Source organism: Jongsikchunia kroppenstedtii DSM 45133 (genome assembly GCF_000380485.1).
Lineage (GTDB): Bacteria > Actinomycetota > Actinomycetes > Mycobacteriales > Mycobacteriaceae > Jongsikchunia > Jongsikchunia kroppenstedtii.
In genome coordinates this window covers 122,861-143,059 of the sequence record NZ_AQYG01000051.1, presented here as the reverse complement: position 1 = coordinate 143,059, position 20,199 = coordinate 122,861, and the positions used below count along the sequence as shown (strand labels likewise).

16 protein-coding genes are annotated in these 20,199 nt (G+C 67.6%); 10 read left to right on the top strand and 6 right to left on the bottom strand.

The window, feature by feature from the left end; translation table 11 throughout:
- Positions 1 to 27 precede the first annotated feature (27 nt).
- From G341_RS0118640 to G341_RS24440, 4 genes are all read right to left on the bottom strand, one after another.
- Positions 28 to 417, bottom strand: coding sequence for an ectoine synthase (locus G341_RS0118640; protein ID WP_018180691.1), 390 nt, complete (start codon positions 415 to 417; stop codon positions 28 to 30).
- A complete protein-coding gene (gene ectB / locus G341_RS0118635) occupies positions 414 to 1,712 on the bottom strand; it encodes a diaminobutyrate--2-oxoglutarate transaminase (protein WP_018180690.1) in 1,299 nt (432 codons plus the stop codon). The genes G341_RS0118640 and ectB overlap by 4 nt, the downstream gene beginning before the upstream one ends.
- Positions 1,705 to 2,253 carry a diaminobutyrate acetyltransferase gene (ectA, locus tag G341_RS22555; protein WP_425402080.1) on the bottom strand — a complete coding sequence of 183 codons (549 nt, stop codon included), beginning with the start codon at positions 2,251 to 2,253 and terminating at the stop codon, positions 1,705 to 1,707. The genes ectB and ectA overlap by 8 nt, the downstream gene beginning before the upstream one ends.
- A gap of 232 nt (positions 2,254 to 2,485) precedes the next feature.
- A complete protein-coding gene (locus tag G341_RS24440; protein WP_018180688.1) occupies positions 2,486 to 2,857 on the bottom strand; it encodes a hypothetical protein in 372 nt (123 codons plus the stop codon).
- Here G341_RS24440 and G341_RS22550 point away from each other — a divergent pair.
- Positions 2,823 to 3,710: a cation:proton antiporter gene (locus G341_RS22550; protein ID WP_342664842.1), complete on the top strand. Its 888-nt coding sequence runs from the start codon at positions 2,823 to 2,825 to the stop codon at positions 3,708 to 3,710. The genes G341_RS24440 and G341_RS22550 overlap by 35 nt on opposite strands.
- Before the next feature lie 20 nt (positions 3,711 to 3,730).
- Here G341_RS22550 and G341_RS0118620 read toward each other — a convergent pair whose 3' ends face one another.
- Positions 3,731 to 5,092, bottom strand: coding sequence for a short-chain fatty acyl-CoA regulator family protein (locus tag G341_RS0118620; protein ID WP_018180686.1), 1,362 nt, complete (start codon positions 5,090 to 5,092; stop codon positions 3,731 to 3,733).
- Between the two features lie 110 nt (positions 5,093 to 5,202).
- Between G341_RS0118620 and prpD the strand changes: the two genes are divergently transcribed.
- The 6 genes from prpD (at position 5,203) to G341_RS0118590 (ending at position 14,939) form a co-directional block, all read left to right on the top strand.
- Entirely contained in the window at positions 5,203 to 6,705 is a 1,503-nt protein-coding gene (gene prpD / locus G341_RS0118615) for a 2-methylcitrate dehydratase PrpD (RefSeq protein ID WP_026303872.1), read from the top strand.
- Positions 6,705 to 7,619 carry a methylisocitrate lyase gene (gene prpB / locus G341_RS0118610; protein WP_018180684.1) on the top strand — a complete coding sequence of 305 codons (915 nt, stop codon included), beginning with the start codon at positions 6,705 to 6,707 and terminating at the stop codon, positions 7,617 to 7,619. The genes prpD and prpB overlap by 1 nt, the downstream gene beginning before the upstream one ends.
- Positions 7,616 to 8,767, top strand: coding sequence for a bifunctional 2-methylcitrate synthase/citrate synthase (locus G341_RS0118605; RefSeq protein WP_018180683.1), 1,152 nt, complete (start codon positions 7,616 to 7,618; stop codon positions 8,765 to 8,767). Before prpB ends, G341_RS0118605 begins: the two co-directional genes overlap by 4 nt.
- Entirely contained in the window at positions 8,767 to 12,156 is a 3,390-nt protein-coding gene (locus tag G341_RS0118600) for a pyruvate carboxylase (RefSeq protein ID WP_018180682.1), read from the top strand. The genes G341_RS0118605 and G341_RS0118600 overlap by 1 nt, the downstream gene beginning before the upstream one ends.
- 135 nt (positions 12,157 to 12,291) lie before the next feature.
- The gene (locus tag G341_RS22545; protein WP_018180681.1) at positions 12,292 to 12,990 is read left to right on the top strand and encodes a zf-HC2 domain-containing protein; all 699 of its coding nucleotides are present in this window, start codon (positions 12,292 to 12,294) and stop codon (positions 12,988 to 12,990) included.
- Positions 12,987 to 14,939 carry a cytochrome c oxidase assembly protein gene (locus G341_RS0118590; RefSeq protein WP_018180680.1) on the top strand — a complete coding sequence of 651 codons (1,953 nt, stop codon included), beginning with the start codon at positions 12,987 to 12,989 and terminating at the stop codon, positions 14,937 to 14,939. The genes G341_RS22545 and G341_RS0118590 overlap by 4 nt, the downstream gene beginning before the upstream one ends.
- Before the next feature lie 33 nt (positions 14,940 to 14,972).
- Here G341_RS0118590 and sigC read toward each other — a convergent pair whose 3' ends face one another.
- Entirely contained in the window at positions 14,973 to 15,530 is a 558-nt protein-coding gene (gene sigC, locus G341_RS0118585) for an RNA polymerase sigma factor SigC (protein WP_018180679.1), read from the bottom strand.
- 115 nt (positions 15,531 to 15,645) lie between these two features.
- On the opposite strand from sigC, the gene G341_RS0118580 reads away from it, so the two are divergent.
- Genes G341_RS0118580 through G341_RS23205 form a run of 3 tightly spaced genes read left to right on the top strand, consistent with a single transcriptional unit; the run spans position 15,646 to position 20,188 of the window.
- Positions 15,646 to 17,955 carry a heavy metal translocating P-type ATPase gene (locus G341_RS0118580; protein WP_018180678.1) on the top strand — a complete coding sequence of 770 codons (2,310 nt, stop codon included), beginning with the start codon at positions 15,646 to 15,648 and terminating at the stop codon, positions 17,953 to 17,955.
- 59 nt (positions 17,956 to 18,014) lie between these two features.
- Complete coding sequence (locus G341_RS0118575; protein WP_018180677.1) at positions 18,015 to 19,544, top strand: PepSY-associated TM helix domain-containing protein; 1,530 nt, start codon at positions 18,015 to 18,017, stop codon at positions 19,542 to 19,544.
- Positions 19,541 to 20,188, top strand: a complete 648-nt coding sequence (locus G341_RS23205) for a DUF5134 domain-containing protein (RefSeq protein ID WP_018180676.1) — start codon at positions 19,541 to 19,543, stop codon at positions 20,186 to 20,188. Before G341_RS0118575 ends, G341_RS23205 begins: the two co-directional genes overlap by 4 nt.
- Positions 20,189 to 20,199: the final 11 nt, after the last annotated feature.

Genomic DNA, 20,199 nt, shown 5'->3' with positions numbered 1-20,199 from the left:
CGATGGCGCGATGGAGTTTTGTGCGATTCACGTGTCCGCGGGTGCGGCGTAGGCGCCCGTCTCGTCGTGTACTTCCCGGCCGGTGACCGGCGGGTTGAAGACACACAGCATGCGCATCTTGGTGGTGGTAGCGACCTGATGGCGTTCATGGCCGTTCAACAGATACATCGATCCCGGTGCGAGATCGTAGGTCTGGCCGTTGTCGAGATCGGTCAGTGTGCCGGTGCCCTCGACGAGCCACACCGCCTCGATGTGGTTGCGATAATGGAACTCGTGCACGGTGTTGGGCGCGATCGTGGTCTCGTGGAACGAGAAGCCGACGCCGTCGTCGGCGAGGACGATGCGCTTGCTGCGCCAGTCCTCGGCGGCGACATCGCGTTCGGTACCGGTGATTTCGGCGGTGGTGCGGACGATCACTGGGCGGTCACCTCTCCCGTCTTGGCGGTCTCGGTCATCGCGGAGGCGATGATCGAGACACCCATGTGCAGCTGTTCGTCGGACATGGTCAGGGCCGGAAGCAGTTTGACCACTTCGTCCTTGGGGCCCGACGTCTCGGCGAGGACGCCGCGGGCGAACGCATGCCGGCAGACCTCCTTGGCGCGACCGGGTTCTTCGAAGACGATGCCCTGCACCATGCCGCGTCCGCGGACGGAGATCTTGTCGTCGGTGTGCGCGAGTTCGCTGAGCAGACTGTGCAGCAGCGCACCCTTGCGCTGCACGGCGGTGCTGAATTCGTCGGTGCGCCAGAAGTGTTCGAGCGCGGCGCGGGCGGTGACGAAGGCGGCGTTGTTGCCGCGGAAGGTGCCGTTGTGCTCGCCGGGCGACCACAGGTCCAGATGCGGGCGGATGAGGGTGAGCGCCATGGGCAGGCCGTAGCCGCTGATCGACTTGGACAGCGTGACGATATCCGGCTCGATTCCAGCCTCCTCGAAGGAGAAGAACGATCCGGTCCGGCCGCAGCCCATCTGCACGTCGTCGACGATGAGCAGGATCTCACGGTCGCGGCACAGCTTCTGCAGGGACCGAAGCCACTCGGCGCGTGCGACATTCACGCCGCCCTCGCCCTGCACGGTCTCGACGATCACCGCGGCGGGCCGGTTGAGGCCGCCGCCCTCGTCGTCGAGCGCCTTCTCCATCCAGTGGAAGTCCTCGGTGGCGCCGTCGAAGTAGCCGTCGTAGGGCATCGGCGTCGAGTGCACCAGCGGGACGCCGGCGCCGGCACGCTTCATCGAGTTGCCCGTCACGGCGAGCGAGCCCAGCGTCATACCGTGGAAGGCGTTGGTGAAGCTTATGATCGCTTCGCGGCCGGTTATGTTGCGGGCCAGCTTGAGCGCCGCCTCGACCGCATTGGTGCCGGTCGGGCCCGGGAACTGAATCTTGTAGTCCAGTCCGCGCGGGGTCAGGATCGTGTTCTCGAATTCTTCGAGGAACTCGGCCTTGGCCGCCGTCGCCATATCGAGCCCGTGCAGTACGCCGTCGGACACGAGGTAGTCCACCAGCTCGGCCTTGAGCAGCGGGTTGTTATGCCCGTAGTTGAGTGCGCCGGCTCCGGAGAAGAAGTCGAGGTAGCGGTCGGCGCGGTTGTCGACCATCCACGATCCCGACGCCGAGACGAAGGTCGTCGGCCAGTTCCGGCAATAGCTGCGGACCCGGGATTCGCGACGCTCGATGACGTCGGGCAGGGTCGGTGTGATCAGAGCACTATCAGACATGTTGTGTCCCTTGGACTGTTGTAGTTGTCGTGGAATCGATGGTCTCGGAATCCGTCGCAGTCAATGGCCTCGCGACGGGTGTCATGCGGAGCAGCGGTTCGGGCTCGTGGTCATCCGGGAACAGTTCCGCACCGAACCCGGGTAGTTCTTCCAGGTCCATGGCGCGCCGTTCGGCGAACTTGGCGAACATCGCGCGCGAGGCGGCATTGTCCGGCGCCACAGTGGTTTCGACGATCAGCTCACGCGGTTCGTATCGCGCGGCCGCGTCGGCGAGCCATTCGAGCATAGTCAGTCCCAAGCCGCGCCGCCGGAAACGGGCGTCCACGGCGACCTGCCAGATCATCAGGGTCTGGGTCGGCCGCCGGTAGCCGGTGATGAAGCCGACCACCTCGCCGCCGGACCTGGCGACCACGGAGCTCTCGCCGAAATCGTTGCACCACAACACGTATGAGTACGACGAGTTGAGATCAAGGGTCTGTGAATCGCGAGCGATTCGGTAGAGATCAGCGCCGTCGGCGGCGGTGGGATGAGTCAGAGCTATGTCGCCCTGCACGGGCGTGCTGTCGTCGTTCAAAGTAGATCACCATTGTACCAATCAGTTTCGTATGAGCTGCGTTCCGCGTCATTCGACCGTAGGCACAAGGGGTGTCTGATTTCCACCGACGACCGTGAATGAGGCGAATGAACCGGGTGTTTGCAGTGGCCAGATAGTGAATGTGATGCGCGTCACATTTGGTAACATTTCCGGGCGGTCGCCGATACGCACTCCTCAGTCACCCTGCGAGATTTCGCGGGTGTCCGCCGGTTGCCGATGGCACGCTATGAAGATGTCGTTCGAGACGTTGGCGCTGGTAGTGGTGCTGGGACTGGCCGGACCGCTGCTGGCGGTGCCGAGGCGGCTCACCATGCCGATCGTCATCGGCGAGCTGGCCGCGGGCGCGGTCTTCGGGCGCACCGGCTTCGACGTTCTGCATACCGGCGACGCGACCTTCACGTTTCTTGCCGATGTCGGATTCGCTCTGGTCATGTTCGTCGCCGGAACGCATGTTCCGCTGCGCGATCCGGGGGTGATCGGCGGCCTCAAATCGGGCACGATCCGGCTCGTCCTGGTTGCGGCGGCCGCCCGCGGCGCTCGGCGTCGCCATCGCCACCGCGTTCGGTACCGGTCACGCAGTGCTCTATGCGGTGCTGATGGCCTCCTCGTCGGCGGCGCTGGTGCTGCCGGTGGTGGATTCGCTGGGACTGTCCGGGGATGCGGTCCTGCGGATGGTTCCGCAGGTCGCCCTGGCCGACACGATCTGCATCGTGGCGCTGCCGCTGGCGATCGATCCGAAGCACGCCGGCCGCGCTGCGCTGGGGGCGTGCGCGGTCATCGTCGCCTGTATGGCCATCTACCTGGTGCTGCGCTGGATCCAGAAAGCCGGCCGGTTCGACCGGCTCGACGTTCTGTCGACGCGGCGGAAGCTGGAACTGGAGCTGCGGATCAGCCTGGTGCTGGTGTTCGCGGTCGCCGCGTTGGCGACCTGGACCCATGTGTCCATCATGCTGGCGGGCTTCGGCTGCGGGCTGGCCGTGGCGGCGATCGGCGAACCGCAGCGTTTGGCGAGTCAGCTGTTCGCGGTCGCCGACGGCTTCTTCGGGCCACTCTTCTTCGTCTGGCTCGGCGCCTCGATCAACCTGCGGGAGCTGGGTACCCACCCGGCGATGATCGGGGTCGGCGTGGCGCTGGGCGCGGGGGCGCTGGCCGCCCATCTGGTTCCGGTATTGCTGCGACAGCCGCCGCTGGTATCGGTGCTGGCCAGCGGACAGCTCGGCGTGCCCATCGGCGCGGCGGCGCTGGGCGAACAGCTGCATCTGCTCAGACCGGGGGAGGCGTCGGCGATGCTGCTCGGGGCAGTGCTGACGGTCGGCGCGGTCACCATCGCCGGCATCGTGCTGTCGAGACAGTCCGGCGAGCGACCGCCGGCGCCGCAGACCTGTAATCGTCAGGCACTGTAGTCGTGGGAGCGCTGTAGCTATCAGGAGTACGGAAGCGTACTGCTGAGGTCGTCGGATACCGCGATCGGATGATGCAGCTGCGGGAAGGCGCGCTGCGGGCAGTCGTTGCGTTCGCAGGTCTTGCAGCCGGGACCGATGGGCACCACGGTCGACCGGTCGCTGATATCGAGGCCGACCGAATAGATCAGCTTGCGGGCATGGACGATGTCGCAGCCGAGACCGATGGAGAAGGTCTTCTCCGGCTTGAGAAAGCTGCTGCCGGACGGGGTGGTGGTCCGGGCCACCCATAGATAGGTCCGCCCGTCCGGCATCTCCGCTACCTGCCTGCGTAGCCGGCCCGGTGTCGAGAACGCCTCGTGAATCACCCACAGCGGACAACTGCCGCCGACCCGGGAGAAGTGGAAGGCGGTGGCCGACTGCCGTTTCGAGATGTTGCCGGCCCGGTCGGTACGGATGAAGAAGAACGGCACGCCGCGCTGGCCGGAACGCTGCAGGGTCGACAACCGGTGGCACACGGTCTCGAAGCCCACCTCGAACTCACGGCAGAGGGTGTCAATGTCATAGCGAGCCGACTCGGCGGCGGCCAGGAACCGGCCATAGGGAAGAACCAGCGCGCCCGCGAAGTAGTTCGCCAGACCGACCCGCGCCACCGACAGCGACGACGGGGCGAGTCCGCGCGCCGCGGAGATTTCGCGTTCGATCAGCTCCGACTGGCTCAGATAGGCGAGCTGGGTGGCGAGTTCGAACGCGCGCTGGCCGGGCTGCAGGTGCTGGGCAAGCGTCAGCACCCGGGACCGCGGGTCGTAGCGGCGGCGCGTCGTCGAGTCGCCGCGCGGCGCGGGTTCGATCGCGGTGGTGATGTCGTAGCGGGAACGCAGCAGGTCGGCCAGCTGGATGTCGAGGCCGCCGACGGCAAGGCCCGCATCGGTGAACAGTTCCTCGGCGGCATCGTCGAGCGGGCCGATGTGGTTGTCGCGGTCGTAGAACAGATCGCGGACCTGTTCGAAGGCGGTGGTCTGCTCGGCATCGGGTCGAATCTGGTTGCGGCTCAACGTCAACAGTGTGCGGGCCACCGACGGCATGCGGGAGACCAGCTCCTCGATGTCGGCGTCCGCGGTGTTGCCCAGTTCGGGATGTTCATGGAAGAACTGAGTCAGATCGGCGAGCAGGCGCGCATCCGAATCCGCGGCGAAGTAATGCAGGTCGACCTCGAACGCGGCGGTCAGCTTCATCAGCACGGGGACGGTCGCCGGACGCTGGTCGTTCTCGAGCTGGTTGACGTAGCTGGTCGACAGGCCGACGGAGCGGGCCAGCTGCGCCTGTGACAACGACTGTTCGGCGCGCAACCGTCGCAATCGGGCGCCGATGAACGTCTTGGCCATTGTCTCAGAATACGCGTCCACAACGTTTGCAAAATGCTTGGCGAAAATACGCTGGAATACGCATTTGCAACGGGTTTCCCGGATCTTGCGCGCTGCGTAACGTGCAAATCATGCAGATCCATGACGTACGTACCCGCCGGTCGGCCGAAGAGTTCCCGACCACCGAACATCTCGCCTGGAAGATCGCTGAGGTCGCCGCCGACCCCGTGGCGGTCGGTGACGACACCGCCGAGATGATCATCAACCGCGTCATCGACAACGCCGCGGTCTCGGCCGCTTCGGTCATCCGTCGCCCCGTGACCGCCGCCCGGCAGCAGGCGCTGACCCATCCGTATAAGCCGGGCGCGACCGTGTTCGGCGTCCCCGGCCGGTTCTCGCCGGAATGGGCCGCCTGGGCCAACGGCGTCGCCGTCCGCGAGCTGGACTTCCACGACACCTTCCTGGCGGCCGAGTACTCGCACCCCGGCGACAACATCCCGCCCGTGTTGGCAGCCGCCCAGCACAAGGGAATCGGTGGCGAGCAACTGGTCCGCGGCCTGGCCACCGCCTACGAGATCCAGATCGATCTCGTGAAGGCGATCTGCCTGCACGGCAACAAGATCGATCATGTCGCGCACCTGGGACCGAGCGCGGCGGCCGGTATCGGCACCTTGCTCGACCTGGACGTCCCCACGATCTATCAGGCGATCGGTCAGGCCCTGCACCTCACCACGGCCACTCGACAGTCCCGCAAGGGCCTGATCTCGAGCTGGAAGGCGTACGCCCCCGCATGGGCCGGCAAGGTCGCCATCGAGTCGGTCGACCGGGCGATGCGCGGCGAGGGCTCGCCGGCCCCGATCTGGGAGGGCGAGGACGGCGTCATCGCGTGGATGCTGGACGGCCCCGAAGCCCGCTACCGGGTGCCGCTGCCGGGCCCGGGCGAGGCCAAACGCGCGATCCTGGACTCGTACACCAAGGAGCATTCGGCCGAGTATCAGAGCCAGGCCCCGATCGATCTGGCCCGGCGGATGCGGGACCGCATCGGGGATCTCGACCAGATCGCCTCGATCGTCCTCCACACCAGCAACCACACCCACGTGGTGATCGGTACCGGATCGAACGATCCGCAGAAGTTCGACCCGACGGCCTCGCGCGAGACCCTCGATCACTCGGTGATGTACATCTTCGCGGTCGCGTTGCAGGACGGCACCTGGCATCACCAGAAGTCCTATGCGCCCGAGCGCGCGCAGCGCCCCGACACGGTCGAGCTGTGGAACAAGATCTCGACGGTCGAGGATCCCGAGTGGACGCGTCGTTACCACTCGACCGACCCCGCGGAGAAGGCGTTCGGCGCGCGTGCCGTCGTCACCCTCAAGAGCGGCGAGACCATCGAGGACGAGCTGGCGGTCGCCGATGCGCATCCGCTGGGCGCCCGGCCGTTCGCGCGTGAGCAGTACGTCAACAAGTTCCGGGTGCTGGCCGAGGGCGTCGTCGACGATGCCGAACAGGAGCGGTTCCTGGCCGCGGCGGCGAACCTGCGGTCGTTGGCTCCGGGCGAGCTCGAGCAGCTGACCGTCGCGGTGCGCGATGACGTTCTCGCCACTGCGCCGAAGCTGCCGGAAGGACTGTTCTGATGAGTGGACTGCTGTCATCGGTCGCGACGCCGGAAGAAAAGCGCGTCGCGTTCCGAAAAGGTCTGGCATCTGGCGTGATTCAGCAGCTGCCGGGCGCGTTCTCGCCGCTCGTGGCCAAGTCCGTCGAGCGGGCCGGCTTCGAGGGGGTGTACATCTCGGGCGCGGTGATCTCGGCCGATCTCGGACTGCCCGACATCGGGCTCACGACGCTCTCCGAGGTGACCGAACGCGGTCGGCAGATCGCCAGGGCGACAGAGCTTCCCGCCCTCATCGACGCCGACACCGGATTCGGTGAGCCGATGTCGGCCGCGCGCACGGTGTCGTTCCTGGAGGATGCGGGGCTGGCCGGCCTCCACCTGGAGGATCAGGTCAACCCCAAGCGTTGCGGCCATCTCGACGGCAAGGCCGTGGTGCCGACGGACGTGATGGTGCAGCGGATTCGCGCCGCGGTCGACGCGCGGCGGGACAACAATTTCGTGATCTGTGCGCGCACCGATGCGCGCGGTGTCGAGAGTCTCGGCGCCGCGATCCAGCGCGCCAAGGCCTACCGGGACGCCGGCGCCGACCTCATCTTCACCGAGGCGCTCGCCGACGAATCGGAGTTCGCGGCCTTCCGTGCGGCGGTGGATGTTCCCCTGCTGGCGAACATGACGGAGTTCGGCAAGTCGAAGCTGATCCCGGCAAAGCGGTTGCAGGACATCGGGTTCAACGCGGTGATCTACCCGGTCACCACGCTGCGCTTGGCGATGTTCGCCGCCGAGCAGGGCCTTGTGGAGATCCGCGAGTCCGGCACCCAGGAGGCGCTGCTGGACCAGATGCAGCATCGCAGCGAACTGTACGAACGCCTGAACTACCAGCGCTACAACGACTTCGACCAATCACTGTTCAACTTCCAACTGGAGGCCGGGGCATGACGACCACCGAAGCACCCATCAAGAAGGGCTTGGCCGGCGTCGTCGCCGACACCAGCACCATCTCCAAGGTCTTCGCCGAGACCAACACGCTGACCTACCGCGGCTATCCGGTGCAGGATCTCACGGAGCATTGCAGCTTCGAGCAGGTCGCATACCTGCTCTGGCATGGCGAATTACCGAGCCCGCAGCAGTTGGCGCTGCTCTGTGAGCGGGAGCGGGCGTCGCGGCGCGTGCCGCGCTCGCTGGCGTCGCTGCTGGGACACCTGCCCGAGACCTGTCACCCGATGGACGTCGTGCGGACCGCGATCAGCTATCTGGGCGCCGAGGACGACGAAGAGGACGATCCCAGCGAGTCGGCGAATTTCGCCAAAGCGCTGCGGATGTTCGCGGTGCTGCCGACGGTGGTCGCCGCCGACATGCGTCGCAGGCAGGGACTGGATCCCATTGCGCCGCACAGCCACCTCGGCTACTCGGAGAACTTCCTGCGGATGTGCTTCGGCGAGGTGCCCGACCCGGCCGTCGTCAAGGCATTCAACAGCTCGATGATCCTGTACGCGGAGCACAGTTTCAACGCGTCGACCTTCGCGGCTCGGGTCGTCACCTCCACCCGTTCGGACATCTACAGCGCGGTCACCGCGGCCATCGGCGCCCTCAAGGGGTCGCTGCATGGCGGCGCGAACGAGGCCGTCATGCATGACATGCTGACCATCGAGGCTCTGCATCAGGCCGACCCGAGCCGATCGGTCGCAGACACCGCACGGGAATGGATGCGCGACAAGCTTTCTCGCAAGGATGTCGTCATGGGCTTCGGTCACCGGGTCTACAAGAACGGCGACTCGCGGGTGCCGACGATGAAGGCGTCCTTCGTCGAGATGACCGAGCACTACGGCGATCGGCGCTGGCTCGAAATCTACGGGGCGCTCGAGAAGGAGATGGGCGACGCCACGGGCATCAAGCCGAATTTGGATTTCCCGACCGGTCCGGCCTACTACCTGATGGGCTTCGACATCCCGATGTTCACCCCGATCTTCGTGATGAGCCGGATCACCGGGTGGACCGCGCACATCATGGAGCAGACCGCGGCCAACTCGCTCATCCGTCCGCTGGCCGAATACGCGGGCGTACCGCAGCGGGCAGTCGCCGTCTGATGTTCAGCAAGATCCTGATCGCCAATCGTGGCGAGATCGCGGTACGTGCTATCCGGGCCGCCCATGAGCTCGGTGCGGATACCGTCGCGATATATCCCTGGGAAGACAGGCATTCCGATCATCGGACCAGTGCCGATGAGTCGTATGAGATCGGTGAGCGCGGCCGCCCCGTGCGGGCCTATCTTTCGGTGCCCGAGGTGGTCGACGCGGCTCAGTCGGCCGGCGCCGACGCGGTCTACCCGGGTTACGGATTTCTTTCCGAAAACCCCCAGCTCGCGGCCGAATGCACCGCGGCGGGAATAGCTTTCATCGGTCCGGACGCCGACATCCTGCGGCTGACCGGTGATAAGTCCACGGCCATCGCCGCCGCGAAGTCGGCGGGACTGCCGGTGCTGGCATCCACGGCACCGTCAGATGACGTCGACGACCTGATAACGCAGACGGCGGAGATGCGGTATCCGCTCTTCGTCAAAGCGGTCGCAGGCGGCGGTGGTCGTGGTATGCGCCGAGTGGAAGCCCCGGAGGAGATCGCCGAGGCGGTCGCCGCGGCATCCCGAGAGGCGTTGTCGGCCTTCGGCGATGGCACCGTGTTCATCGAGCAGGCGGTGGTCGAGCCGCGACATATCGAAGTGCAGATCCTCGCCGACGGCGCCGGCAATGTCATCCATCTCTTCGAGCGTGACTGCAGCGTGCAGCGCCGTCACCAGAAGGTCGTGGAGCTGGCGCCGGCCCCGAACCTGGATCCCGCGCTGCGGCAACGTATCTGCGATGATGCGGTGCGATTCGCGGAGGCGATTCACTATCGCGGGGCCGGCACCGTGGAGTTCCTGCTGGACGCGACCGGGGCGTACTACTTCATCGAGATGAATCCGCGGATCCAGGTCGAACACACGGTGACCGAAGAGATCACCGGTGTCGATCTGGTGGCCGCGCAGATGCGGATCGCCGCCGGGGAGACACTCGACGACATCGGCTTGCGCCAGGATTCGATTCGTATCAACGGTGCCGCGCTGCAGTGCCGGATCACCACCGAGGATCCCTCGGCCGGTTTCCGGCCGGACACCGGACGGATCACCGCGTACCGCTCGCCGGGCGGCAACGGGGTCCGTCTGGATGGCGCGGCTCGACTGGGCACCGAGGTGTCCGCGCATTTCGATTCGATGCTGGTGAAGGTCACCTGCCGGGGCGCAGATTTCGAGGCGTCCCGCCGGCGGGCCCTGCGGGCGATCACGGAGTTCCGGATCCGCGGCGTCGCGACCAATATCCCGTTCCTGCGGGAGTTGTTGATGAGCAACGACTTCCGGGACGCCAAGCTCACCACCGCTTTCATCGAACGACATCCGGAGCTGCTGGCGGCATCGTCCTCGGCCGATAGCGGCACCAGGCTGCTGACCTATCTCGCCGACGTCGTCGTCAATCGACCGCACGGCGAGCGGCCGACATCCCTGCGGCCGCGGGACAAGCTGCCGACGCTGCCGTCGGGCAGCCCCGCGTCAGGGAGCCGGCAATTGCTGCAGGAGACCGGACCCGAGGAGTTCTGCCGTCGGTTGCGGGTGCAGAACGCGGTCGCCGTCACGGACACCACGTTCCGCGATGCCCACCAATCGATTCTCGCAACCCGGATCCGCACCTCGGGCCTGGCCGTCGCGGCGCCCGCGGTGTCCGCGCTGACTCCGCAGCTGCTGTCGGTCGAATGCTGGGGCGGCGCAACATATGACGTGGCGCTGCGGTTCCTCGACGAGGATCCGTGGGAGCGGCTGGACACGCTGCGCGCGGCGATGCCGAACCTGTGTCTGCAGATGCTGCTGCGCGGCGACAACACGGTCGGATACGAGCCGTATCCGGCTGCGGTCACCAAGGCCTTCGTGCAGGAGGCGGCGGCGTCGGGGATCGATATCTTCCGAATCTTCGACGCGCTCAACAACGTCGACCGGATGCGGACGGCGATCGATGCGGTGCGCGACTGCGATGGTCCGGTGGCCGAGGTGGCCCTGTGCTACACCGGCGATCTCAGCCATCCGGGCGAGAAGCTCTACACGCTGGACTACTACCTGCGGCTCGCCGAACAGATCGTCGAGGCCGGCGCCCACATGCTCGCGATCAAGGACATGGCGGGTCTGCTGCGTCCCGCCGCGGCGATCACCTTGGTGAACGAGCTGCGGAGCAACTTCGACCTGCCGGTGCACCTGCATACGCATGACACGGCGGGCGGGCAGCTGGGTACGTATCTCGCCGCGATCGGCGCCGGTGTGGACGCCGTCGATGCGGCGAGCGCGCCGCTGTCCGGCGGGACCAGCCAGCCATCGATGTCGGCACTGGTGGCCGCGTGCGCGGGGACCGTCCGGCCGACCGAGCTCGATCTGGACGCGGTGTGCGCGCTGGAACCGTATTGGGAGGCGGTACGCCAGGTGTACGCGCCCTTCGAATCGGGGATCGCGGCGCCGACCGGGCGGGTGTACAAGCACGAGATCCCCGGCGGCCAGCTGTCGAATCTGCGGCAGCAGGCGCAGGCCCTCGGCCTCAGTCACCGTTTCGAGGACATCGAGCAGGCGTATGCCGACGCCGACCGCCTGCTCGGCCGCATCATCAAGGTGACCCCGACCTCCAAGGTCGTGGGCGATCTGGCCCTGGCGCTGGTCGGCGCCGGCGTGAGTGCCGACGATTTCGCCGCGGACCCGTCGGCATATGACATCCCGGACTCGGTGATCGGCTTCCTGGAAGGGGAGTTGGGTACGCCGGCGGCCGGCTGGCCCGAGCCGCTGCGGTCGCGGGCGCTGGCCGGTCGAACCGCCACCAATGGCGCGGCGGCGGTGACGGACGAACAGCAGGCCGCGCTGCCCGCGGGATCGCTGGAACGTCGGGTGTCGTTGAACCACATCCTGTTCCCGGGGCCGGCGCGGCAGTTCTACGGCCGGCGCGCGGAATTCGGGCAATTGGACCGGCTGCCTGCTTCGCTGTACTTCTACGGCATGCATCCGGGTGAAGAACACCGTGTGCGGCTGTCGCCGGGCATCGAGGTGTTCATCGAGCTGGAGGCGATCTCGGAGCCGGATGCCGCAGGCATGCGCACCGTGATGTTCCGGTTCAACGGCCAGCATCGCCCGGTCCGGGTCCTCGACAGATCGACCGCCGCGGACATCCCGCGCGCCGAGAAGGCGGACCCGACGAATCCGCTGCACGTCGCGGCGCCGTACGGCGGCGTGGTGCAGCCGCTGGTTGGCGCCGGTGACCGCGTGGATCCGGGCGGCACGATCGCCACGATCGAGGCGATGAAGATGGAGTCGTCGATCGGTACGCAGACCGGCGGCATCGTCGAGCGGCTGGTCATCTCCGGCACGGTCGCCGAGGTCGCCCCGGGCGATCTGATTGCGGTGATGCGTCCCGCGTAAGAAATGGCCGACATCCCTCGGGAACCGTTCGGGCTCCGCTGCCGACTAACTATGGTGACGCGCCTTCCACCTGCATGAACCGGGAGACGCGGGCCTGCGGAGTAGGCCGTGCGGCGGAAGGGACAATGGGGAGCCATGAAGTGCTCGGTGGCCAGAGAGGCGTTGTCGGCCCGGATCGATGGCGAACGCGAGCCGGTGCCGGCGGCTCGCGTCGACGAGCATCTCGAGGAGTGCGCCGACTGTGCGCGCTGGTACCTGCTGGCGGCCCGGTTCACCGTGCCCGACGACTCGGTGCTGGGCGCTCCCGATCCTGGATTGGCCGATCGGATCATGCAGACGCAACCGCGACCGTCGGCGGCCGACGTCCGTCGCCGCCGCCTGGAGGTGCTGGGCCGGTGGGGTCTGAGCGCGGCAGGGCTGGTCGTGGTCCTGCTCGCCGTCACGCAGGCCGCAGGCCTGCGATTCGGTATGGGCATGTCCCATGGCGGCGGCATGGGCGACGGTCGTCACCTGATGAACGAGTCGACCGCGATCATGTTCGGGCTGGGCATCGCATGCATGGTCGCCGCGTGGTGGCGTGCGGCGCTGCCCGGCATCGTGGTCGTCCTGGTCGGCTACTGCGCCTGCCTGCTGGCGTATGTGCTCCACGATCTGGTGGCCGGTGAGGTCACGGCCGCGCGGGCGGCATCGCATCTCCCGCTCCTGGCGGCGGTCGTCTTCGCAATCATGCTGTGGCGCAGCGACAGCGGTGGCGGCGACGTGACCGACGACCTCGCGTCCCCGACGGATATCGGTCCGGTCGGTCACGTCTCCCGGAGGTCGGACGCCGCGTGATCCGCTTCTTGCGCCGACGCCCCGCGTCGGCGATCGCCGCCCTGGCCGTCACCGGGGTTGTCGCCCTCGCCTGGGGTATCCAGATCTGCGGATCGGGAAAGTATCGCGAGACCGGCGACAGCTACCCGGGCGTGTTCACCGCTACCACCGCGGTCGTCGGATACTTCGTCGGCGCCTGCCTCGGCGCGCTCGTTCTGGGCGCGCTGATCTACGTGATCGTCGCCGGGCGTCCCGGTCGGGACGGGTCGATCGACGTCGGTACCTTTCGCGCCCATCAGCTGATCGAAAGATCGTCCCCGGCCTGGGCGGTGGTGTCGCTCGCGATGATGGTGATCACCGCCGCCGACCGCGCCGGTCTGCCGGCGGGTCGGCTGGCCGAGCATGCGTCCGTGCTGCGACCGCTGATCGACGCGTCCGAGCAGGCCATCGCGTGGGGGGTGGCCGCGGTCTGCGCCGCCGCGATCGCGATCTGCGCGCGCTTCGGCCTGAGTTGGACCAGCCACGTCCCGCTGCTGGTGCCGGCGGCGATCGGGGTGGTCGCCCTGCCGGTGGCCGGGAATGCCGGGCAGGGGCCGAACCACGACTACGGCACCGCCGCGGCGATCGTGTTCGCCCTGGCCGTCGCGATATCGATGGGTGTCCGGATGGTCGCCGCGATGTCGGCGCGGGATACCGCGGCATCCGACGTGGCGCAGACCGCGCGACGGATCCGTCTCGTCGTGCTGATCTCGAATGCCGTCGCGCTGATCTATGCGCTGGTGCTGGGCGTGATCCTGGTGTCGCCGCACCATCTGACATCGGCGTTCGGTCTGGCGGCGCTCATGGTCGTTGCCGGACTGGTGCTGCTGCTCGGCCTCGATCTGATCGGGCGGCGGCGCGGCGGACTCGGCGGCGCCTCGGTGTCGGCCATCGGCGTCGGGTTCGCGGTCTACGCGGGCGTTGCGGTCGCCGACACCCGCACGGCAACGGCGCTGTTGGCGCATCGCTTCACGGCCTGGGATGTCTATCTCGGGTACCGGCTGACGCACCGGCCGGGTCTGGCGTCGATCGCGGGCATGTGGCGTTTCGACCTGCTGATCGCCGTGGCCGCGGCCGCCGCGATCGTGTTGTACGTCATCGGGATTCGGCGGCTGAGCCGAGCAGGGACGGCCTGGTCGCGCTGGCGGACGCTGTCCTGGATGCTGGGCTGCGCGTCGCTGATCGTGACGTCGAGTTCGGGGCTGCGCACCTACGGCATGGCGATGTTCAGCGTCCACATGGTGGAGCACATGGTGCTCAACATGTTCATCCCGGTGCTCCTGGTGCTGGGTGCCCCGGTGACGTTGGCCCTGCAGGCATTGCCCACGGCCGCCAAAGGGGCGCTGCCCGGGCCCCGCGAGTGGATCACCAGGGTGCTGCACTCGCCGCTGAGCCGGTTCCTCACTCACCCGATCGTCTCGCTGATCCTGTTCGTGGTGTCGCTCTACGGGGTGTACTTCACGCCGCTGTTCGACGTGCTGGTGCGCTATCACTGGGGGCACGAGGCGATGAGCATCCATTTCCTCGTCACCGGTTATCTCTTCTACTGGTCGATCATCGGCATCGATCCGGGCCCGCGTCGGCTGCCGTTCCTCGCGCGGCTCGGGGTGTTGTTCGCGGTCATGCCGTTCCACGCGTTCTTCGGCATTGCGACGATGACGATGTCCTCGATCATCGGCGGGAACTTCTATCGCAGCCTCGACCTGCCATGGGTGACCGACCTGCAGCACGATCAGTTCCTCGGCGGCGCAATCGCCTGGGGCACCAGCGAAGTCCCGGTCGTCATCGTCGTGATCGCCCTCGTGTCGCAGTGGATGAGCACCGACCGGCGGGCGGCTGCGCGGGCGGATCGGCACGCGGATCGCTACGCGGACACCGAGCTCGAGGCATACAACGAGATGCTGGCCGAACTGGCGCGCAGTCGTCGGTGATCGTGCGGGTCTGACCGCGAAAGTGGTTGTCCGTCAGCCGAATTTGCGTTCGTCCGCGGTGTGCGCGGCCAGCAGGTCATCGCGGGCGCGGGCAACCCGGGAGCGGATCGTGCCGATCGGGCAGCCGCAGACCTCGGCGGCCTCGGCATAGGACAGTCCGAGCAACTGCGTCAGGAGGAAGGCCTCGCGCCGTTCCGGATCGAGGCCGTCGATCAGCATGGCCCATTCGACCTGCTCCTCATGGCGGCTCTGCCGATGATGGAGTTCGGCCGGATGCGTCTCATCGTGGTCGTGATGGGCGGCCGGTGGGCGCGACGTCTCGTAGCGGATGTGATCGACCACGGTGCGCCGGGCGATGGACAGCAGCCAGGTGCGTGCGCTGGACCGGCCGGCGAATCGGCCCAGGGAGCCGAGCGCGCGGATGAACGTCTCCTGCGTCAGGTCGTCGGCACGGGAGGGATCCTGCAGGTGGCAGCAGAACCGCCAAACGTCCTGGTAGGTGGCCTCGACGAAGAGCTCGATCGCGCGAGCATCGCCGGCGCCGGCACGCAATGCCAGCTCCGTGACCCGCTGGTCGTCCTTCCTCGTCACGCGCCAACCGTATCGTGGACGCCGGGAACCAGACGGCACCCCCTCACGACTACTGGCACGGGTGACCCTGTACTGCACGAGCCCTGTACAGCACGAGATCGAAGGACCGAACACCGTGACCGTTGTCGACGCCGCGCCGGAGGTGGGCGCCGCTGAAGCGGTGAACCGTCGGATCCAGCTCCAGGTGAGCGGAATGACCTGCGGTGCCTGTGCCGCACGCGTCGAGCGCAAGCTGAACAAGCTGGACGGGGTCCGGGCGTCGGTGAATCTGGCCACCCGCACGGCGACCGTCGACGCCGAGGGCGATGTCACTGCGGACGGCCTCTGCGAGGTGGTCCGGGATGCCGGATACGACGCCGCGCCCCGGGCCAGGAGCACCACCGGTCTGCTCGACGATCCCGACGCCGACCACGCCCGCGGACTGTTCCGCCGATTCGTGGTGGCGCTGGTCCTGGCCTTCCCGCTCGCCGACCTGTCGGTGATGTTCGCCGCGGTCCCGGCCACGCGGTTCGCCGGCTGGCAGCTGATTCTGCTCGTGCTCGCCGCCCCGATCCTGACGTGGTGCGCTTGGCCGTTCTACCGGGTGGCGCTGAAGAATCTGCGGTCCGGCACGGCATCGATGGAGACGCTCATCTCGCTGGGCGTGCTGTCGGCGACCGGCTGGTCGCTGTACACGATGGCAGCCGGGCGGACCGATACGAACCCGGAGCACCACGGCGTCTGGCGCGCGATCATGTCGGCCGACTCGATCTACCTCGAGGTGGCGGCCGGCGTCACGGTGTTGGTCCTCGCCGGCCGGTATTTCGAGGCGCGAGCCAAGTCGACGGCCGGCGGTGCCCTGCGCGCATTGGCGGCGCTCGGCGCCCGCGACGTGGCGGTGCTGCTGCGCGACGGGTCCGAGATGCGGATCCCGGTGGAGGAGCTCGCCGAACAGCAGAAGTTCGTCGTCCGCCCCGGCGAGACCATCGCGGCCGACGGCCTGGTGATCGAGGGTGCGTCGCTGATCGACATGAGCGCGATGACCGGCGAATCGCGGCCGGTGCCCGCAGAGGTCGGTGCCTCGGTGATCGGCGGCACGGTCGCGCTCGACGGGCGGCTGATCGTCGAGGCGGCCGCGGTCGGGCCGGATACCCAGTACGCGGCGATGGTGCGGCTGGTCGAGGAGGCGCAGTCCGGCAAGGCCGGTGCCCAGCGGCTCGCGGACCGGGTGTCGAACATCTTCGTGCCCTGCGTGATCGGTCTGGCAGTACTCACCCTGGGCGCCTGGCTGGCGGCGGGCGGCTCGCTCGATCACGCGATCTCGGCCGCCCTCGCGGTCCTGGTGATCGCCTGCCCGTGCGCGCTCGGGCTCGCGACCCCGACCGCGTTGATGGTCGCCTCCGGCCGCGGCGCCCAGCTCGGAATCTTCTTGAAGGGGCACGACGCCCTCGACGCCACCCGGTCCGTCGACACGGTCGTCTTCGACAAGACGGGGACCCTCACGAACGGCGAGCCCGCGGTCGCCGACCTGGTGGTCGCCGCCGGCTATCGACGCGACGAGGTACTGGCGCTGGCCGCTGCGGTGGAGTCGGCATCGGAACACGCTGTCGCGCAAGCGATCGTGCGTGCGGCGGAGAACGACGGGTTGATCGACGCGGGCGCGATCGATGATTTCGTGGTCGATCCGGGGCGCGGAGTGCAGGCGACAGTGGCCGATCGGGTTGTCGTCGTGGGCAATCCGCGCTGGGTCGCCTCCGGACGCGCCGTCCCCGCCGAGCTGGCCCGGCATCGAAAGTCTGCCGAGGCGGACGGCCATACGGTCGTCTACGTCGCGGTCGACGACGTGCTGTGCGCCGCGATCACGGTGTCGGACACGGTGAAGGACTCCGCCGCGTCGGCGGTCGCCGAGCTGCATCGGCAGGGATATCAGACGGTGCTGCTGACTGGTGACAACCTGTCGGCCGCGCGCGCGATCGCCGACGAGGTCGGCATCGCGGTGGTGCACGCGGAGGTTCTGCCCGACGGCAAGGTCGACGTCATCGGGCGGCTGCGTGACGAGGGTCGCGTGGTCGCGATGGTCGGCGACGGCATCAACGATGGTCCCGCGCTGGCGACGGCGGACCTGGGTCTGGCGATCGGCCGCGGCACCGACGTCGCGATCGGCGCGGCGGACATCATTCTGGTGCGTCGCAGCCTCGATACTGTGCCCGAGGCGCTCGGATTGGCCCGGGCAACGCGAAAGACCATTCATACCAACTTGTTCTGGGCCTTCGGCTATAACGTCGCGGCCATCCCGATCGCCGCGGCGGGGCTGCTCAATCCGTTGATTGCCGGTGCCGCGATGGCGTTCTCGTCGTTCTTCGTCGTCTCGAACAGCCTGCGGCTGCGCAACTTCGCACCGACGGCGGTTGTGGGGCGTGACGAATCGGGACTGACCGGGAACTAATCCCGTCACCCCTGCGACTAGTGCATGGAGCGATTCCATGGCTAAGGAGCAAGGTGGGGATGACGAACGGGTTCGGAACGGGCGAGCCGGAGATCTCGGATACGCCGGCTGATCGTGGGATGTGGCAACGCATCCGGCCCCTGATACTGCGTCTGCACTTCTACGGCGGCATGCTGGTCGGGCCGTTCATCCTGATCGCGGCGATCACCGGCCTGCTATACACGCTGACCCCGCAGCTCGATCCGATCGTGTTCCGGCACGAGTTGAAGGTCGATCATGTCGGCGACCATCGGCTGCCGATGTCCGAGCAGGTGCAGGCCGCGATGTCGGCGCATCCGGAGGGCACGGTCGTTAGCATCCGGCCGCCGACCGCCGCGAACGAGACCACGCAGGTGAGCATGTCCGCGCCGGGGGTGAAGGAGGGCTACTCCAAGACGGTCTTCGTCGACCCGTACACCGCCGACGTCCGCGGCACCCTGACCACCTACGGCCAGTGGCTGCCGATCCGGGCCTGGTTCGACGAATTCCACCGGAACCTGCACCTCGGCGATGTCGGCCGCAATTACAGCGAGTTGGCCGCGAGCTGGATGTGGCTGATATCGCTCGGCGGCCTGGCGATGTGGGTCGCGCATCGCCGCCGCAACGGCGGGTTGCGGCGGCTGGCCGCCGTCGAGGGCGAGAAAGGAAGTCGCCGCAGGGTTTTCAACTGGCACGGCGCGGTGGGCACCATTGTGCTGGTCGGGCTGCTGGGGCTGTCGGTCACCGGATTGACCTGGTCGCGGTACGCCGGTGAGTCGATCGCGAAGCTGCGATCGGAGCTGACGTGGAGCAGTCCATCGGTCTCGGCCGCGCTCGATCCGTCGGCGGGCGGCAGTCCGGCCGGCGGGGGAGCGCACGCCCAGCACGGCGGCGGGATAAGCAGTGCCGCAACGCCGTTGACACGGCAGCAGGCGATGGCGGGGCTCGATACCGTGTGGGGCACCGCGCAACGTGAGGGTATGCAGGGCCCGATGTGGCTGACCCCGCCGACGACCGATGATCAGGCCTGGCAGGTCGTCGAGCGCAAGCGACGGGTGCCGACGCGCGCCGACGCCATCGCGGTCGATGGCGCCACCGGCAAGGTGGTCGACCGTGTCGACTTCAAGTCGTGGCCGTTCATGGCGAAGATGACCAACTGGGCTATCGACGCGCACATGGGGATCCTGTTCGGCATCGCGAATCAGATTGCGCTGGCGCTGTTGATGATCGGATTGATCACTGTGATCGTGCGGGGCTATCGCATGTGGTGGAAGCGGCGGCCGACGCGGCGGAGCCGGAGTCGACCGGGTGGCCTGCCCCGAGCTCCGGGGCGCGGCGCCCTGGCGGAGCTCAAGCCCGTCGAAGCGGTGGTCGTGGTCGTCCTGCTGGCCGTGATCGGCTGGTATGCACCGCTGTTCGGCATCTCATTGGCGGCGTTCGTCATCGGCGACGTGCTCTACGGCGTGTGGTCGCGACGGCCCGCGAGCCCGGAACGGCCCGAGTCCGCGGCTGACGCCACCAAGACCGAACGTGAGGTTCCGGAGGCCGACGAGATGGCCGGCGCCCGATGATCTCTGACCCGCAGCTGCGCTGGGTTCTGACCGTCGGATTGGTGGCGGCCATCGCCCTCTGCGCGGTCAATCCGCTGCGTCACCGACACAATCTCGTCGCGGTGGTGAGTCATGTGATCCACATCGCGATGGCGCTGGCCATGATCGACATGGTGTGGCCGTCCGCGATGTACCTGCCGCTGACCGTCGGCTGGATCGCCTTCGTCGCCTTCGGCGTCTGGTACCTGGTGATCACCGTGTTCCGGCATTACCCGCCGCTCACCGGCGGCTATCACGTGGTCATGATGGCCGCGATGGCCTGGATGTACATCGTGATGGACAGCGACATCGTTCATCGGTCGTCCAGCGGAAGCCATGGTGGCGCAAGCGATTCCATGTCAGGGGTGAGTTCGATGCCGGGCATGGACATGAGCGGTGGCGGCGGACATTCGATGTCGATGTCCGCGGGCCTGCCGGGCTGGGCGCAGGGGATCGACGTGGCCTGCGCGATCGTGTTCACGGCGGCCGGATTGTGGTGGCTGCTGCGCTATTTCGAGGTGCGTCGACGCCGTATCGGCGAAGGCGTGCTGGCCACCGACAGCGCGGGAGCGCTCTGTCAGGTGCTGATGGCGGCCGCGATGGCGGCGATGTTCGCGGCGTTCTGATCTCGGCCGGT

Excerpts from the sequence above, each read along its gene's own strand:
- ectB (WP_018180690.1), bottom strand. The coding sequence starts at position 1,712 with ATGTCTGATAGTGCTCTGATCACACCGACCCTGCCCGACGTCATCGAG.
- G341_RS24440 (WP_018180688.1), bottom strand. The coding sequence starts at position 2,857 with ATGGCGACGCCGAGCGCCGCGGGCGGCCGCCGCAACCAGGACGAGCCG.
- G341_RS0118620 (WP_018180686.1), bottom strand. The coding sequence starts at position 5,092 with ATGGCCAAGACGTTCATCGGCGCCCGATTGCGACGGTTGCGCGCCGAA.
- prpD (WP_026303872.1), top strand. The coding sequence starts at position 5,203 with ATGCAGATCCATGACGTACGTACCCGCCGGTCGGCCGAAGAGTTCCCG.
- prpB (WP_018180684.1), top strand. The coding sequence starts at position 6,705 with ATGAGTGGACTGCTGTCATCGGTCGCGACGCCGGAAGAAAAGCGCGTC.
- G341_RS0118605 (WP_018180683.1), top strand. The coding sequence starts at position 7,616 with ATGACGACCACCGAAGCACCCATCAAGAAGGGCTTGGCCGGCGTCGTC.
- G341_RS0118600 (WP_018180682.1), top strand. The coding sequence starts at position 8,767 with ATGTTCAGCAAGATCCTGATCGCCAATCGTGGCGAGATCGCGGTACGT.
- G341_RS22545 (WP_018180681.1), top strand. The coding sequence starts at position 12,292 with ATGAAGTGCTCGGTGGCCAGAGAGGCGTTGTCGGCCCGGATCGATGGC.
- G341_RS0118575 (WP_018180677.1), top strand. The coding sequence starts at position 18,015 with ATGACGAACGGGTTCGGAACGGGCGAGCCGGAGATCTCGGATACGCCG.
- G341_RS23205 (WP_018180676.1), top strand. The coding sequence starts at position 19,541 with ATGATCTCTGACCCGCAGCTGCGCTGGGTTCTGACCGTCGGATTGGTG.